Origin of the sequence: Streptomyces sp. NPDC127092, from assembly GCF_042722475.1 — a bacterium.
Taxonomy (GTDB): domain Bacteria; phylum Actinomycetota; class Actinomycetes; order Streptomycetales; family Streptomycetaceae; genus Streptomyces.
Genome location: NZ_JBHXFE010000031.1, coordinates 64,486 through 80,951, shown reverse-complemented (window position 1 = coordinate 80,951; position 16,466 = coordinate 64,486). Strand labels below are relative to the sequence as shown.

The following is a 16,466-nucleotide window of genomic DNA, read 5'->3' as shown; positions in this document are numbered from 1 at the left end:
AGCGGGGCGAGCCGCGGGAGGCCGGACGGTGTCGAGCGCAGCCGAGCAGGAGGCGGTACACGAGCATGCCCGGGCCCTGAGGGCGCCGGGCCGGGCGGGACGCCCGGACGCGCCGCCGGTGGCGGGTCCGGCGGCGCCGCCGGACCGGCCGGTGGTGTGGCCGGGCGCGCCGACACCGCTGGGCGCCCGCTGCCGGGTCGGGCCCGACGGGGTCGCGGGCACCAACTTCGCGCTGTGGGCGGGCGGGGCGGAGGCGGTGGAGCTGTGTCTGTTCGACGCCGCGGGCCGCGAGACCCGCGTGGAGCTGACGGAGCTCACCCATGAGATCTGGCACGGCTTCGTGCCGGGCGTCGGGCCGGGTCAGCGCTACGGCTACCGGGTGCACGGCCGCTGGGACCCGTGGACCGGGGCCCGCTGGAACCCGGCGAAGCTGCTCCTCGACCCGTACGCGCGGGCGGTCGACGGGGACTTCGCGCGCTTCGGGCTGCCGCCCGAGGTGTACGGGCACGTGCGGGACTGGCCGCAGCAGCACGTCGCCGACACCGTCCGGGACGAGCGGGACTCCGCCCCGTACGTCCCCAAGGGCGTCGTCGTCCAGGACGACGACGACTGGTCCGACGACCGCAGGCCCAAGACGCCCTGGCCCGACTCGGTCATCTACGAGCTGCACGTCAAGGGCTTCACCGCGCGGCACCCGGGCATCCCCGAACACCTGCGCGGCACGTACGCGGGGCTCGCGCACCCCGCCGCGATCGAGCACCTGGTGCGGCTCGGGGTGACGGCCGTCGAGCTGCTGCCGGTGCACCAGTTCGCGCACGAGGACCACCTGCTGCGGCGCGGCCTCACCAACTACTGGGGCTACAACTCCATCGGCTACTTCGCCCCGCACGCCGGGTACTCGTCGAGCGGCACGGCCGGGCAGCAGGTCGGCGAGTTCAAGCGGATGGTGCGGGCGCTGCACGCGGCCGGCATCGAGGTGATCCTCGACGTCGTCTACAACCACACGGCGGAGGCGGGCGAGCTGGGCCCGACCCTGTCCCTGAAGGGCATCGACAACCGCGGCTACTACCGCCTCCAGTCCGACGCCCGCAGGTATGCCGACTACACCGGCTGCGGCAACACCCTGCACGTCGTGCAGCCGCAGGTGCTCCGGCTCATCACCGACAGCCTGCGCTACTGGGTGACCGAGATGGGCGTGGACGGCTTCCGCTTCGACCTGGCGGCGGCCCTCGCCCGCTCCTTCCACGACGTCGACATGCTGTCCCCGTTCCTCGCGGTCATCGCCCAGGACCCGGTGCTGCGCCGCGTGAAGCTGATCGCCGAGCCGTGGGACGTCGGCAACGGCGGCTACCAGGTGGGCGCCTTCCCGCCGCTGTGGACCGAGTGGAACGACCGCTACCGCGACGCCGTGCGGGACTTCTGGCGCGGCGCGCTGCCGGACGTGCGCGACCTGGGCTACCGGCTGTCCGGCTCCAGCGACCTGTACGCCTGGGGCGGGCGCCGCCCGTACGCCTCCGTCAACTTCGTCACCGCCCACGACGGCTTCACGCTCCGGGACCTGGTGTCGTACGAGCGCAAGCACAACGAGGCCAACGGAGAGGGCAACCGGGACGGCACGCACGACAACCGCTCCTGGAACTGCGGCGCCGAGGGCGAGACCGACGACCCGGCGGTCAACGCCCTGCGCCGCCGCCAGCTGCGCAACCTGATGACCACCCTGCTGCTGTCCACCGGCGTGCCGATGCTCGTCGCGGGCGACGAGATGGGCCGCACCCAGGGCGGCAACAACAACGCCTACTGCCAGGACAACGAGATCGGCTGGCTCGACTGGACCCTCCCCGAGGACCCGGGCCGCGCCCAGCTCCTCGCCCTCACCCGACGGCTGCTCGACCTGCGCCACCGTCACCCGGTGCTGCGCCGCCGCGCCTTCTTCTCGGGCCGGCCGCAGGGCGCCGACGGGCTGCGGGACCTCGCCTGGTTCACCGCCGGGGGCACCGAGATGACGGAGGCCGACTGGTACGCGCCCGCCGCCACGCTCGGCCTGTACCTGTCGGGGCGTGACATACCGGGCCGGGACGCCCGCGGCGAGCAGGTCGTCGACGACAGCTTCCTCGCGATCCTGCACGCGGACCACCGGCCGGTGGAGTACCGGCTGCCGGGCCCGCCGTGGGCGGAGGCGTACGAACGGGTCGTGGACACCGCCCTGGAGGAGCAGTCCGCCGCCCCGGGCACGGTGCACCGGGGCGGCGGGACGATCAGCGTGGCGGGGCGGTCGGTGCTGCTGCTGCGGGTGGTGGACGGTCAGAGCCGGCCGGACGTCACCACGTAGCAGGTGTAGTCGCCCTCGACGTCGACGTCGGGACCGGTGTACGCGAAGCTGGCGGCGCCCGCGCCGTAGGTGAAGTAGGTGCCCCTGGGCCGGGCGTCGGCGACCCAGGCCCGCGGCGCGGAGTCGAACTTCGCGCCGCAGCGGTCCCCGGCCTTCCGCTGGGCGACGCCGTCCGGGTCGCCCTGGACGGTCTCGTTCACCTTCACCTGGCCGAAGACCCGCAGGTCGGCCTCGGTCCCGCAGGGCACGACCCGGACCAGGAGCAGGCTCCCGCCGAGGCCGGTGTCGGCCGAGCCGCAGGCGCCGGGCTCCACCTCGGTCAGCGGGGTGAGGGCCTTCTCGGCGTCCTCGGCCTTCGCGCCCCCGCCCGCCGGGCCGGGCGACCTGGTGCTGCCGAGGCCGGTGAGGGAGTACTCCGCCTTGAGGGAGGTCACGCCCTTGAGGAGGCCCTCCTCGTGCATCCGCTCGAGCGCGGGCGTGTAGTCGGCGCTCGCCCGGCGGAGCCGGCCCTGCTCGTCGAGGACCACGGTCAGGGCGATCCGCGCGCTGCCCTTGTCGTACTTCAGCGGGCCCTGGAGGGATTCCGGGAGCGCGGGCGCGGCGATCTGGGGCGTGACGGTCAGCTCGTACGTACGGCTGCCGTCGGCCGCCTTGACCGGCTGCTTCGTCGCGTCGGCGTTCCGGACCACCTCGGCGAGGGTGCCCCCGTACGGGGCGGCGTCGCCCGCCCGCTGGAGGATGCCGTCGTAGAGGTCGACGACGTCCATGGAGGCCTGCGAGGAGTAGCGGAGCCAGCCGCCCTGCCGGGTCCGGTAGTCGACCTGGTTGCCCTCGACCACGTACGACTCGGTCACGGGCTTCTCGCCCGGCCGGGCGCCGAGGTCGGCCGCGGCGTCGGCGGGGAAGCGGCGCGGGACCGTCAGCTCGCGCCCGGCGCGGGCGAGGTCACGGGCGTAGTCCTGCTCTCCGCTCGCGCGGTCCACGGCGGTGCCCTTGGCGGAGCCGTAGCTGAGCGTCGAGGTGAAGCGGGCGGTGCCGGCGGCCTGGGTGGCCCGGGTGGCAGCCGAGAGCTGGTCGTCGAGCCGCACGTCGAACACGGGCGTCGCGGACGGCGTGGCCTTCGCCCCTCCGCCGGGCTCCTGCCCGCCGCCGGACTGGCAGGCCGTGAGCGCCGCGAGCAGCAGCGGCAGCAGGGCCGCGGCGGCGCGGCGCCCGGTCCCGTGGTCGTTGGTGTTCCCCACCCTCGTACTCCTGACGATGTTCCCGTGGCCGGAAAACCACATGAGCGATGTCAGGGGTGAACCCTACGCTCGGACCTGATGCCCGAAAAACATGCACCCACCAAGGAAAAGCAGCCGGCGGAGGCCGCTCCCGAGCACTCCGCCGTGCGCTCGCTGCTACGCCTGTGGCCGTACGTACGGCCCGTACGCGTCCGCCTCTTCACCGCCGCGGTCGTCGCGATCGTCGCGTCCTGTCTGTCGCTCGTCATCCCGCTCGTCCTGAAGTGGCTGGTGGACGGGCCGGTCAGGGACGGCGACGGGACCGGGGTGTGGCTCGGCGCGCTGTACCTGCTGCTGCTCGGGATCGCCGAGGCCGTCCTCTTCGGCTTCCGGCGCTGGCTGGTGGCCCGTCCGCTGGCCGGGGTCGAGGCCGGGATGCGGGCCGCCCTCTACCGGCGGCTGCAGCGGCTGCCGATCTCCTTCCACGACAGGTGGGCCTCGGGACAGCTGCTCTCGCGCGCCACCACGGACCTGATGATGGTCCGGATGTTCCTGGCCTTCCCGCTGACCTTCCTGCTGGTCAACGGCGTGACGATCCTGGCCGGGTACGGGGTGCTGTTCGCCCAGGACTGGACGCTCGGCCTGGTGCTGCTGACCCCGGTCGTGCCGATGGTGATCCTCTCCTCCGTCTTCGAGCAGCGGTATTCGGTGGCGGCGCGGCGGGCGCAGGACCAGGTGGGCGATCTGACGACGGTCGTCGAGGAGAGCGTGCTGGGCATCCGCATCGTCAAGGGCTTCGGCCGGCACCGCAGCCAGGCGGAGGCGTTCCGGACCCTGGCGGAGCGGCTGCGCGGCACGGAACTGGTCAAGGCCCGGCTGCTCGCCGGCATCTGGGCGTTCATCACCTTCCTGCCGGAACTGGCGGTGGGGGCGGCCCTGGTGCTCGGCACGGTGCAGGTCGCCGACGGCGAGCTGTCGGCGGGCACGCTGGTGGCGTTCCTGTCGACGGCGCTCGCGCTGCGCTGGCCGGTGGAGTCGATCGGCTTCCTGCTGGCGATGAGCCAGGAGGCGGCGACGGCGACGGAACGCTACTTCGAGGTGATGGACGCCGCGGAGGAGCCGGAGGCGGCCGGGGCGGCCGCGTCCGGCAGCCCGGCGGCGTCCGGCACGGCGGACGGGGTGCGGTTCGAGAACGTCACCTTCCGCTACCCGGACGCCCCGGCGGACGCGCCGCCCGTGCTCGACGGCGTCGACCTGCACATCCGGCCCGGCGAGACCATGGCCCTGGTCGGCGGGACGGGTTCCGGCAAGACCACGCTCACCGCGCTCGTACCGCGGCTACACGAGGCGACCGGCGGACGGATCCTCCTCGACGGCGAGGACATCACCCTGATGCCGCGGGACCGGCTGAGGTCCCTCGTGTCCATGGCCTTCGAGGAGCCGACCCTCTTCTCGGCGAGCGTCGGCGCGAACGTCCTGATGGGCGCCGGGCCCGACGCCGGCGAGCCGGAGCTGCGGCGCGCGCTCGCCGTCGCCCAGGCGGACGGCTTCGTGGACCGGCTGCCCGACGGCACCGGCACCGAGGTCGGCGAGCAGGGCCTGAGTCTGTCGGGCGGCCAGCGTCAGCGGCTCGCCCTGGCCCGCGCGGTCGTCGGCCGCCCGCGCTTCCTGGTCCTGGACGACCCGCTGTCCGCCCTGGACGTCCACACCGAGGCCCGCGTCGAGGCGGCGCTCCGTGAGGTGCTCCGCGACACGACGGCCCTGGTGGTGGCCCACCGGCCGTCGACGGTGCTGCTGGCCGACCGGGTGGCGCTGCTCTCCGGCGGCCGTATCACGGCGGTGGGCACCCATCACGAACTGCTGCGCACCAGCGCCGAGTACGCCTGGCTGATGTCGGGCGGGACGGACGAGCACGAGGGGGCACGATGAAGGACGGCACCGACACCGCGTCCGGGCAGGAGGCGAGCGGACCGCGGACGCCGACGGCGCAGACCGCGGCCCCCGGGCCCGCCCAGGCCCCGGACGCCGGCACCCCTCGCGGCCCGGACGCGGAGGCCCCGGACCCCGGCACCGCCCGGCGCCCGCACGCGAAGACCCCGGGCCCCGGCACCGCCCAGGCTCCGGACCCGGGCTCCGCCCACCAGCCGGACCCCTTCGACCAGGACGACCTGCCCGTCGCCCCCGGCGCCACCGGCCGGCTGCTGCGCTCGCTGCTGGCCGCGCACAGGGCGCGGGTCGTGGTCGCCGCGCTCGTCCTGCTCGTGCAGCAGGCCGCGCTCCAGGCGGGTCCGCTGCTGGTGGCGTACGCGATCGACCGGGGGGTGCCGGCCTTCCGGGTCGGCGACCACGGGCCGCTGGTCGTCGTGGCCCTCGGCTATCTGCTGTGCGCGGCGGGCGGCGCGCTGCTGCAGTACGTCTTCGTGCGGGCCGCGGCCCGGATCAACCAGGACGTGCTCCTCGACCTGCGCGGGCGGATCTTCCGGCACGCGCAGGCGCTCAGCGTGGACTTCCACGAGCGCTACACCTCCGGCCGGCTGATCTCCCGCTCCACCACCGACGTCGAGTCGCTGCGCGAGCTGCTCTCGGAGGGCCTGCAGGAACTCATCGGCGTCGTCCTGTCCTTCGTGTCGATCTCGCTCGTGCTGCTCTGGCTCGACCTGGGCATCGGCGCGGTCGCGGTGGCCTCCTTCGGGCCGCTGTACCTGCTCGTACGGCTCTACCGGCGCCGCTCGGCCGTGGTCTTCGCGGAGCGTTCGACGGCGATCGCCGGGGTGATCGTGAAGTTCGCGGAGACGATGAACGGCATCCGGCCGGTACGGGCGTTCCGCCGGGAAAGGGCCAACGACGCCGAGTTCGCCGTCCTGAACGACCGGCACGCGCGCAGCAACGGCGACGCGCTGCTCGAGATGGCCCGCTATGTGGTGGGCTCGCGGCTCGTCGCCAACACGGCGGTGGCCGGGATGTGCCTGTGGGGCGCGTGGCGCGTGGCGGACGGCGGTCTGGAGCTGGGTGTGCTCGCGGCGGCCGTGCTGTACGTGCGGCGGCTCTACGACCCGATCGACCGGCTCGGCATGTTCCTCAACTCGTACGAGTCCGCGGCGGCCTCGCTCGCCAAGATCGCGGGACTGCTCGCGCAGGAGCCGGGCGTCCCGGAGGCGGCGGCGCCGCGCCCGCTGCCGGAGCGGAGCGGGGGCGCGCCGGGCCGCGAGGTGGTCTTCGAGGGCGTCCGGTTCGCGTACCGGACGGGCGGCGAGGTGCTGCCGCGCTTCGACCTGACGGTCCCGGCGGGCCAGACGGTCGCGGTGGTCGGCGCGACGGGCGCGGGCAAGTCGACGCTGGCGAAACTGCTCGCCCGCTTCTACGACCCGACGGAGGGCCGGGTGCTGCTCGACGGCGTCGACCTGCGGGACCTGTCGACGCCCGAGCTGCGGCGGGGCGTGGTGATGGTGACGCAGGAGGCGTTCCTGTTCTCGGGGACGGTCGCGGAGAACATCGCGATCGGCCGGCCGGACGCGAGCCGGGCGGAGATCGAGCAGGCGGCGAAGGCGATCGGCGCGCACGACTTCATCGCGGGCCTGCCGGACGGCTACGACACGGACGTCCGCAAGCGCGGCGGCCGGATCTCGGCCGGCCAGCGGCAACTCGTCGCCTTCGCCAGGGCCTTGCTGGCCGATCCGGCCGTACTGATCCTGGACGAGGCGACGAGTTCGCTGGACGTGCCGGGCGAGCGGGCGGTGCAGCGCGCGATGGACACGGTGCTCGCGGGCCGTACGGCGGTGGTCATCGCGCACCGGCTGTCCACGGTCGAGGTCGCCGACCGGGTCCTGGTGATGGAGGCGGGCCGGGTGGTGGAGGACGGTTCGCCGGCCGAACTGGTGGGCGGCGAGGGCCGTTACGCGGGCCTGCACCGGGCCTGGCGGGACAGCCTGGTGGGCTGAGGCCGCTCCCGCGCCCGTCCGTCCTCGGCGGCCCCGGAAGGACCGGCACCGGCGGCCCGTACCTCAGGTGGCCCGCGTGTCCAAGGGATGGGACCGGAGGGCGGCTTGGGGGTGCGGGCGCGCCGGAGAGCAGGACCCTCCAGCGCCAGCGAGAGGGAAAGGAACCGGCCACGGTACGACGTGATCCGGTCGGCCGGTTCCGCTCCCCCGCTCGATTCCCTGGTCGACGCGTGCGACTTCGGGCCGGCCCTGGAGTCGCTCTTCACGTTCGGCCGGCGGAGAACGGCGGACGGCGCCTCGGTCACGGCCGACGAAACGTCCGCTTAACGAACACGCCCTTTCGGGCAACGGACGATTTCCGGTCAACTTGTTGACGCGCTCCTGACAGGCACCGTCCACACCTGTCACTCTCTCCCCCGGCTCTTCGCAATCGCGTTCACGAGTTCACCCGTACGTGCTCCACAGCTCTGCTTGCTCTGCCCGGGCGGCCCACCCAGCCACCCGGTACCCCCCTCGCAAAAGGAGTCTGCGTGAGATCCACGCCCAGCCGTCGCGCCACCGCGACCGGCGCCCTGATCGCTGCCGCCGCCATGATCGCCGTCGGCGTCCAGACCGGCACCGCCACCGCCGACCAGTTCGGCGCCGCGCCCAAGGCGCAGGCCGCCGGCAAGGCCAACCCCGGCAAGCTGCCGGCCGACCTGTCCCCGGCCCAGCGCGCCGCGCTCATCAAGGCCGCGCAGGCGGACACCGCCGAGACGGCCCGGCAGCTCGGCCTCGGCGCGCAGGAGAAGCTGGTCGTCCGCGACGTGGTCCAGGACCGCGACGGCACGACCCACACCCGCTACGAGCGCACGCTGAACGGGCTGCCCGTCCTCGGCGGTGACCTGATCGTCGCCGAGACCAAGGCCGGCGCCACCACGTCCGTCTCCAAGGCCACCCGCGCCGACATCACGAAGGTGGACACCGCCGCGGCGACCGTCGCCCCGGCCGCCGCCGAGAAGCAGGCGGTCGGCCTCGCGAACGCCGAGGGCTCCAAGAGCACCAAGGCCGAGCGCGCCCCGCGCAAGGTCGTCTGGGCCGCGAACGGCACGCCCGTCCTCGCGTACGAGACGGTCGTCGGCGGCATCCAGCACGACGGCACGCCGAGCGAGCTGCACGTCGTCACCGACGCCAGGACCGGTCAGAAGCTGTACGAGTGGGAGGGTGTCCACACCGGCACCGGCAACACCATGTACAGCGGCCAGGTCACGCTCGGCACCGCCCCGTCGTACACCCTGACGGACACGGGCCGCGGCAACCACAAGACGTACAACCTCAACGGCGGCACCTCGGGCACCGGCACGCTGTTCACCAACAGCACCGACGTCTGGGGCAACGGACTCCCCTCCAACAAGGAGACCGCCGGCGCCGACGCGCACTACGGCGCCGCGCTCACCTGGGACTACTACAAGAACGTGCACGGCCGCTCCGGCATCCGCGGTGACGGCGTCGGCGCGTACTCCCGGGTCCACTACGGCAACGCGTACGTCAACGCCTTCTGGTCGGACTCCTGCTTCTGCATGACCTACGGCGACGGCTCGAACAACTCCAAGCCGCTGACCTCCATCGACGTGGCCGCGCACGAGATGACGCACGGCGTCACCTCCAACACCGCCGGTCTGGTCTACAGCGGCGAGTCCGGCGGCCTCAACGAGGCCACCTCGGACATCTTCGCGGCGGCGGTCGAGTTCTACGCCAACAACGCCAACGACAAGGGCGACTACCTCGTCGGCGAGAAGATCGACATCCGCGGCAACGGCACCCCGCTGCGCTACATGGACAAGCCGAGCAAGGACGGCTCGTCCAAGGACGCCTGGTACTCGGGCATCGGCTCGATCGACGTCCACTACTCCTCGGGCCCGGCGAACCACTGGTACTACCTGCTCTCCGAGGGCAGCGGCGCCAAGACCATCAACGGCGTGAACTACGACTCGCCGACCTCCGACGGACTGCCCGTCACCGGCATCGGCCGTGACAAGGCCTCGCTGATCTGGTTCAAGGCGCTCACCACCAAGTTCAGCTCCAACACCAACTACGCCGGCGCCCGCACGGGCACCGTCGCGGCGGCGACCGAGCTCTACGGCGCGGGCAGCGCCGAGGTCACGGCCGTCGAGAACGCCTGGGCCGCCATCAACGTCGGCTCCCGTCCCGGTGGCCCCGGCGGCGGCACGGTGTTCACCAACGACGCCGACGTCTCGATCCCGGACAACAGCACCGCGGTGACCTCGTCCCTGACGGTGTCCGGCATCAGCGGCAACGCGCCGAGCAACCTCTCCGTCGGTGTGAACATCGTCCACACCTACATCGGTGACCTCGTCGTCGACCTCATCGCCCCCGACGGCTCGGTCTACAACCTGCACAACCGCACCGGCGGCAGCGCCGACAACATCAACCAGACCTACACCGTGAACGCCTCCTCCGAGGTCGCCAACGGCGTCTGGAAGCTCCGCGTCCAGGACAAGGCGGCGATCGACACCGGCTACATCAACAGCTTCAAGCTGACCTTCCCGTAAGGGGCGGGTCGCACCGGAAGTGATCCGGAGGACGCCCGGAGGGAACGTTCCCTCCGGGCGTCCGCGCGTCTGCGTAGGCTGGCCGGATGATCAGGGTGCTGCTCGCGGACGACGAGGCGATGATCCGGGCCGGCGTGAAGGCGATCCTCGCCACCGATCCAGGGATCGAGGTGGTCGCCGAGGCCGGGGACGGCCACGAGGCCGTCGAACTCGCGCTCACCCACCGGCCCGACGTCGTCCTCCTCGACATCCGGATGCCCCGGCTCGACGGCCTCGGCGCCGCCGAGGAACTGCGGCGGGCCGCGCCCGGCGCGGCGGTGGTGATGCTCACCACCTTCTCCGAGGACGCGTACATCGAACGGGCCCTCGGCAGCGGCGTCAGCGGCTTCCTCCTGAAGTCCGGCGATCCGCGCGAGCTGATCGCCGGGGTGCGGGCGGTCGCCGGGGGCGCCGCGTTCCTCTCGCCGGCTGTCGCACGGCGGGTCATCGACACGCTGGGCGGCGCGCGGTTCAGCCGGGCCGCCGAGGCGCGCGACCGGCTCGCCTCGCTCACCGGCCGGGAGCGGGAGGTCGTCGGCCTGGTCGGCGCGGGTCTGTCCAACCAGGAGATCGCCGCGCGGCTGCACGTCGTGGAGGCCACGGTCAAGGCGCACGTGAGCGCGGTCCTCGGCCGGACCGGGCTGCGGAACCGGGTGCGGCTGGCGATCCTCGCGTACGAGGCGGGTCTGGTCCCCGATGCGTGAGCGGGCCGCCCGGCAGGGCGCCGAGGGGCCCGGCCGACGGGACTTCGGGCAGGGCTTCGAGCGGACCTTCGACGTCCTGCTGTGGCTGCTGCTGTGCGTACCGGTACTGCTGAAGTCCGACCCGAACGACGGCGGCTCGTGGACCGCGGTGGCCGTGGGCGTGGCGCTGCTCGCGGTGTGCGTGGCGCTGGGCCGGCGGTGGCCGGTGGCGCCGCTCGCCCTCACCGTCGCGGTGTCGCTCGCGCTGGCGCCCGAGCTCTTCACTCCCTCGTCGGTGCTGCCGCTGGTCGCCTTCGGCTATCTCGCCGGGCGCCGGGAGGAGCGGACCCGCACGGCCCTGTGGCTGTTCGCGGCGGTTCCGGTCGCGGGGCTCGTCCTGGTCCTGGTGACCGGCGTGGCCCTGGCGCACTGGTTCGCGCTGCTGCTCTCGATGGCGCTGGCCGTCGTCGCGCCCTGGCTGATCGGGCGTTACGTGCGGCAGTACGACCGGCTGGTGCGCAGCGGCTGGGAACTGGCCGACCGGATGGAGCGCGAGCAGGAGGCGGTCGCCGACCGGGAGCGGCTGCGCGAGCGGTCCCGGATCGCGGGCGACATGCACGACTCCCTCGGCCACGACCTGGCGCTGCTCGCGCTGCGCGCGGGCGCGCTGGAACTCGACCCGGCCCTCGGACCCGACCAGCAGCGCGCGGCGGGCGAGCTGCGGCGTGCGGCGGCGGACGCCACGGCCCGGCTGCGGGACATCATCGGCGTGCTGCGCGAGGACGGCGAGGAGGCTCCGGTCGCGCCGCCGGACGAGTCGGTGGCCGAGCTGGTGGCCCGGGCCCGCGCCTCCGGCATGGCGGTCGCCCTGGAGGACGCGGCGGAGCCGTCGTCGGAGATGGCCGCCCGCGCCCTGCGCCGCGTGGTGCAGGAGGGCCTGACCAACGCGGCCAAGCACGCACCGGGAGCGCCGGTGGCGGTCGCGGTGACGGGCGACGCGAGCACCGTGCGGGTGCGGGTCACCAGCGGGCCGGCGGGCCCGGTCGGCGACGGCCGCGGGCCGGACGGCGAGGGCCCGGTCCCGGGCGGCGACGGCTGGGGGCCGGGCGGCGACGGCCCCCGCCCCGACGGCGACGGCCGCCGCCCGGCCGAGGGCTCCCGGCCGGTGTCCGGCGGTACGGGGCTCGTGGGGCTCGACGAGCGGGTGCGGCTCGCGGGCGGTTCGCTGCGGCACCGGGCCACCGCCGAGGGCGGGTTCGAGCTGTCCGCCGTGCTGCCGCTGCGGCGGCCGGCCCCGCGGCCCGCCGCCCCCCGGTCGGCGCGGGAGCTGGACCTGGCGCGGCGGCAGGTGCGGCGGGGGCTCGCCCGGGCGATCTGGATCCCGCTGGCCCTGCTCGCCGGGCTCGGGCTGCTGATGGCGGGCGTCGCCCTGTACACCCAGCACCAGACGTTCCTGGAGCCGGAGGACTACGCCCGGATCCACGTCGGCCGGCCGCGGGCGGAGGTCGCCGAGCACCTGCCGGACCGTCATCTCGACGGGCGCCCGCAGCGGGCCCCGGCGGAGCCGCCCGGCATGGACGAGTGTCTGTACTACCGCTCGACCATGCTGGCGGCGATCCCGGTGTACCGGCTGTGCTACGCGGACGGGCGCCTGGCGGACAAGGCGAGGGTCCCGTAGCCGGGCGGAGGGCTCAGCTGGGGTTCTCGGCGTGGGTCAGGGTCTCCCACGAGACGAAGTAGTTGTCCGTCCCGGCGGGGCGGCGCGCCTCGGTGTAGATCCCGGTGTTGGTCATGCCGATGCCCAGGCGGAAGTGCAGGGCGTTGTAGCCGACCTCGGTGACCGGGCCGAGGCCCGTCCTGACCGTGCCGCCGCACAGCCAGGACGGGACCGCGGTCCCGTTCTCGTACCTGGTGTGGAAGCCGAGCGCGTGCCGGAGCCGTTCGGAGACCCGCGGGTAGAGGTCCTGGCCCTGGATGCGGCTGGTCTCGGCGGTGTGGACGGCGGCGGCGAGGCCCCAGCCGGTGTGGCCGAAGTCGCGGCAGGTCTCCTGGGAGACGCCGTCGACGAAGGTGGTCTGCCCCTGCCAGTACTTCACGATCTCGTCGCGGGTGTCGATGGAGCTGTTCGGCGGCGGCGCGGGCAGGGCGCCGTCGCCCGCGAGGTAGACGTAGGCGGGGACGCGGCCGAGGTAGGTGGCGACGGCCTTGTCGTAGGCGGCGCGGTCCTCCAGGTGGACGGCGATACCGATGGCCGCCTCGGTCATGATGAGTTCCCAGTTGCCGTTCTTGGTGAGGGCGGCGCCGCCGGAGACCTCCGGCAGGTACACGTCGCGGAGCATGGTCGCGAAGCGTCCGGCGTTCGGCCAGCCGCCGGTGTAGGTGTACTTGACGATCTCGGCGGCGCGGGGCCAGGAGGAGCCGGCCCAGCCGGTCTGGAGCGGGGCGTTGGAGTTGGTGTGGTCCTTGATCACGGCCGACCAGGCGTCCATGATCTCGATCGCCTTCTTGGCGTGCCGGGCGTCCCGGGTGATGTACCAGGCGAGGGCCTGGGTGTACGCGGCGACGGCGTCCTGGCGTTCGTCGGTGCAGCCGTAGTTGGGGTTGGAGGAGGAGCCGCACTCGACGATCTCGCGGGGCCTGGGCGTGCGGGTGAGCGAGGCGTAGGGGCTCGCCATCATCTGGTCGAAGGCGCTCTTCCAGGGCTGGGCCCCGGCCTGGACCCGGGACCGTACGAAGTCGAGCTGGGCGGCGCTGACGAGGACGCCGGGTGGGTGAAGGCCGCGGGTGCCTCCGCCGCCGCGGCGGCGGGGCGGCCGGCCGCGGGGGCGGACGGACCGGCGGAGGGACCGGCGGCGGCCGTCGGGGCCGCTAGGAGCGCGACGGCCGCCGTCACGGTCAGGACCAGGGATCGCAGGCGCATGTGGGGGGTGCCTCTCGTTCGCTGATGTTCCGTCATGTGAACGCAGGTCGGGAGAATGAACTCCGCGTCGAGCGTGGAACGTAGAGGCACCCCATGGACACGTCAAGACCCCGGTCCAGACCAATCAACGCGCCGCTCCGGCACAGGAGTTCAGCGCATCAGGACTCCCGCCCCCTCCCCCGTCGTCTCCGCCGGCAGTGCCACCAGGCCCGGCTCCGCCGGGTGGTCGAGCAGCGGGTGCGAGGGCAGCACCCGGACCGTGCAGCCGAACGGGCCGGTGCGGTCCAGGGACAGCGCGCCCGCGTACGGCAGCCGGCCCTCCAGGTCGGGCCCGCCCGCCGGCTTGAGGACCACGATCCGCGGATCGAGCAGCCGGTCGTCCGCGTCCACCCGCCCGGTCACCGCCTGCACCTCGACGTCCTCGGGACGCAGCTCACCCAGCGACACCCGGACCCGGACGGCCGGCGTCGCGCCGAGCTCCGCGTCCTGGAGGTCGTCGCCCACCTCCACGTGGTCGACCGACACCTTCGGCCAGGCCCCGCGCACCCGGGCCTTCCAGGCCGCGAGCGAGCGCGCCGCGTCCGGGCCGAGCGCCCGGTGGGCCGCGGCGGCCGGGGCGTAGAGCCGCTCCACGTACTCCTTCACCATCCGGTCCGCGAGCACCCTGGGGCCGAGGTCGGCGAGGGTGCGCCGGACCATGGCGGTCCAGCCGGCCGGCACGCCGTCCGGGCCCCGGTCGTAGAAGCGGGGCGCGACCCGGCGCTCGATCAGCTCGTAGAGCGCGGCGGCCTCCAGGTCGTCGCGACGCTCCTCGTCGAGCGCGGCGGCACCGTCGGCGGTCGGGATCGCCCAGCCGAAGTCGGGCTCGAACCACTCGTCCCACCAGCCGTCCAGGACGGACAGGTTCAGACAGCCGTTGAGCGCGGCCTTCATCCCGCTGGTGCCGCAGGCCTCGAGCGGCCGCAGCGGGTTGTTGAGCCACACGTCGCAGCCCGGGTACAGGCCGCGGGCCATGCCCATGCCGTAGTCCGGCAGGAAGACGATCCGGTGGCGCACCCGCGGGTCGTCGGCGAACCGCACCAGCTCCTGCACCAGCTTCTTGCCGCCGTCGTCCGCCGGGTGCGCCTTGCCCGCGACGACCAGCTGCACCGGCCGCTCCGGGTGCAGCAGCAGCGACCGCAGCCGGTCCTTGTCGCGCAGCATCAGGGTGAGCCGCTTGTACGAGGGGACCCGGCGGGCGAAGCCGATGGTGAGGACGTCGGGGTCGAGGACGCCGTCGGTCCAGCCGAGTTCGGCGGCGGCCGCGCCGCGCTGCCGCCACGAGGCCCGCAGCCGCTGCCGCACGTCGAGGACGAGCCGTTCGCGCAGGGTGCGGCGCAGCTCCCACAGCTCGTGGTCGCTCGCGTCCGGGCGGAGCCGGGCGACCTCCGGGGCGGTCCAGGTGGGGGCGTGGACGCCGTTGGTGACCGAGGTGAGCGGAATCTCCTCGGCGTCGAAGCCGGGCCAGAGGCCGGCGAACATGGCGCGGCTGACGCAGCCGTGGAGGGTGGAGACGCCGTTGGCGCGGCGGGCGAGCCGCAGCCCCATGGCGGCCATGTTGAACAGTCCGGGCTCGCCGCCGAGCGGCGTCTCGTCGCCGAGCGCGAGGATCCGGCCGGTGTCGACGCCGGGCAGCGCGCCGTCCTCGCCGAAGTGGCGGGCGACGAGCGAGCGGTCGAAGCGGTCGATGCCGGCCGCGACGGGCGTGTGGGTGGTGAACACGGTCCCGGCGCGTACGGCCTCCAGGGCGGCGTCGAAGTCGAGCCCCTGCCCGAGTCCTCCGGGGCCCGGCCGCTCGCCGAGCTCACGGATGCGTTCGAGCCCGAGGAAGCCGGCGTGGCCCTCGTTGGTGTGGAACACCTCCGGCTGCGGGGCGCCGGTGAGCCGGCAGTACGTACGGACGGCGCGGACGCCGCCGATGCCGAGCAGCATCTCCTGGAGCAGCCGGTGCTCGCTGCCGCCGCCGTAGAGGCGGTCGGTGACCTCGCGTTCGCCGGGCGCGTTCTCCTCGACGTCCGAGTCGAGCAGCAGCAGCGGGACCCGGCCGACCTGGGCGATCCAGACGTGGGCGTGCAGACTGCGCCCGCCGGGCAGCGCGAGGGTGATGCGGGCGGGGGCGCCGTCGGGCTCGCGGAGCAGGGTGAGCGGCAGCTCGCCGGGGTCGAGCACCGGGTAGTGCTCCTGCTGCCAGCCGTCCCGGGAGAGCGACTGCCGGAAGTAGCCGTGGCGGTAGAGCAGTCCGACGCCGATGAGCGGGACGCCCAGGTCGCTGGCGGCCTTGAGGTGGTCGCCGGCCAGGATGCCGAGGCCGCCGGAGTACTGGGGCAGGGCCGCGGTGATGCCGAACTCGGGCGAGAAGTACGCGACCGAGGCGGGCGGCTCGCCCGGCTGCTCCTGGTACCAGCGGGGTTCGGTCAGATAGCGGTCGAGGTCCTCGGCCGCGGCGCGCAGCCGGTCCAGGAAGTCCTGGTCGGCGGCGAGCGCGGCGAGCCGCCCGCTGCCGATGGCGCCGAGCGCGCGGACGGGGTCGCCGTCGGCGGCGCGGATCCCTTCCGGGTCCACGCTCTCGAAGAGTTCGCGGGTGGGGTCGTGCCAGGACCAGCGCAGGTTGTGCGCCAGGTCGGCGAGGGGTCGAAGGGTGTCGGGGAGGACGGGACGCACGGTGAATCGACGGATTGCCTTCACGTGTTCCACCTTCGCAGGCCGTGACGGAGCGGAGCGGAAGCACCACGCTGTGCCTCCGCGG

Annotated in this window: 8 protein-coding genes and 1 pseudogene; 6 read left to right on the top strand and 3 right to left on the bottom strand. The window is 74.0% G+C overall.

Annotation, left to right across the window (positions count from 1 at the left end; translation table 11 throughout):
• Positions 1-28 precede the first annotated feature (28 nt).
• Positions 29-2,329 carry a glycogen debranching protein GlgX gene (glgX, locus tag ACFWJO_RS24670; RefSeq protein ID WP_386868361.1) on the top strand — a complete coding sequence of 767 codons (2,301 nt, stop codon included), beginning with the start codon at positions 29-31 and terminating at the stop codon, positions 2,327-2,329.
• Here the strand turns inward: glgX and ACFWJO_RS24665 are convergent.
• Positions 2,302-3,570, bottom strand: coding sequence for a hypothetical protein (locus ACFWJO_RS24665; RefSeq protein WP_386868359.1), 1,269 nt, complete (start codon positions 3,568-3,570; stop codon positions 2,302-2,304). The genes glgX and ACFWJO_RS24665 overlap by 28 nt on opposite strands.
• 78 nt (positions 3,571-3,648) lie before the next feature.
• Between ACFWJO_RS24665 and ACFWJO_RS24660 the strand changes: the two genes are divergently transcribed.
• The 5 genes from ACFWJO_RS24660 (at position 3,649) to ACFWJO_RS24640 (ending at position 12,439) form a co-directional block, all read left to right on the top strand.
• Positions 3,649-5,478, top strand: coding sequence for an ABC transporter ATP-binding protein (locus ACFWJO_RS24660; protein WP_386868357.1), 1,830 nt, complete (start codon positions 3,649-3,651; stop codon positions 5,476-5,478).
• A complete protein-coding gene (locus tag ACFWJO_RS24655) occupies positions 5,475-7,487 on the top strand; it encodes an ATP-binding cassette domain-containing protein (protein ID WP_386868355.1) in 2,013 nt (670 codons plus the stop codon). The genes ACFWJO_RS24660 and ACFWJO_RS24655 overlap by 4 nt, the downstream gene beginning before the upstream one ends.
• 530 nt (positions 7,488-8,017) lie before the next feature.
• Complete coding sequence (locus ACFWJO_RS24650; RefSeq protein WP_386868353.1) at positions 8,018-10,039, top strand: M4 family metallopeptidase; 2,022 nt, start codon at positions 8,018-8,020, stop codon at positions 10,037-10,039.
• A gap of 86 nt (positions 10,040-10,125) precedes the next feature.
• Positions 10,126-10,782 (top strand): response regulator, encoded by a 657-nt coding sequence (locus tag ACFWJO_RS24645; RefSeq protein ID WP_386868351.1) that lies wholly within the window; start codon positions 10,126-10,128, stop codon positions 10,780-10,782.
• On the top strand, positions 10,775-12,439 hold the full coding sequence (locus ACFWJO_RS24640) for a histidine kinase (protein WP_386868349.1): 1,665 nt from the start codon (positions 10,775-10,777) through the stop codon (positions 12,437-12,439). Before ACFWJO_RS24645 ends, ACFWJO_RS24640 begins: the two co-directional genes overlap by 8 nt.
• Before the next feature lie 13 nt (positions 12,440-12,452).
• On the opposite strand, the pseudogene ACFWJO_RS24635 reads toward ACFWJO_RS24640, so the two are convergent.
• Together ACFWJO_RS24635 and glgP are read right to left on the bottom strand one after the other, a co-directional pair.
• Positions 12,453-13,681: pseudogene (locus ACFWJO_RS24635) on the bottom strand (alginate lyase family protein).
• Positions 13,682-13,831: 150 nt separating this feature from the next.
• Positions 13,832-16,405: an alpha-glucan family phosphorylase gene (gene glgP / locus ACFWJO_RS24630; RefSeq protein ID WP_386868347.1), complete on the bottom strand. Its 2,574-nt coding sequence runs from the start codon at positions 16,403-16,405 to the stop codon at positions 13,832-13,834.
• Positions 16,406-16,466 lie beyond the last annotated feature (61 nt).

Excerpts from the sequence above, each read along its gene's own strand:
- ACFWJO_RS24660 (WP_386868357.1), top strand. The coding sequence starts at position 3,649 with ATGCCCGAAAAACATGCACCCACCAAGGAAAAGCAGCCGGCGGAGGCC.
- ACFWJO_RS24655 (WP_386868355.1), top strand. The coding sequence starts at position 5,475 with ATGAAGGACGGCACCGACACCGCGTCCGGGCAGGAGGCGAGCGGACCG.
- ACFWJO_RS24645 (WP_386868351.1), top strand. The coding sequence starts at position 10,126 with ATGATCAGGGTGCTGCTCGCGGACGACGAGGCGATGATCCGGGCCGGC.
- ACFWJO_RS24640 (WP_386868349.1), top strand. The coding sequence starts at position 10,775 with ATGCGTGAGCGGGCCGCCCGGCAGGGCGCCGAGGGGCCCGGCCGACGG.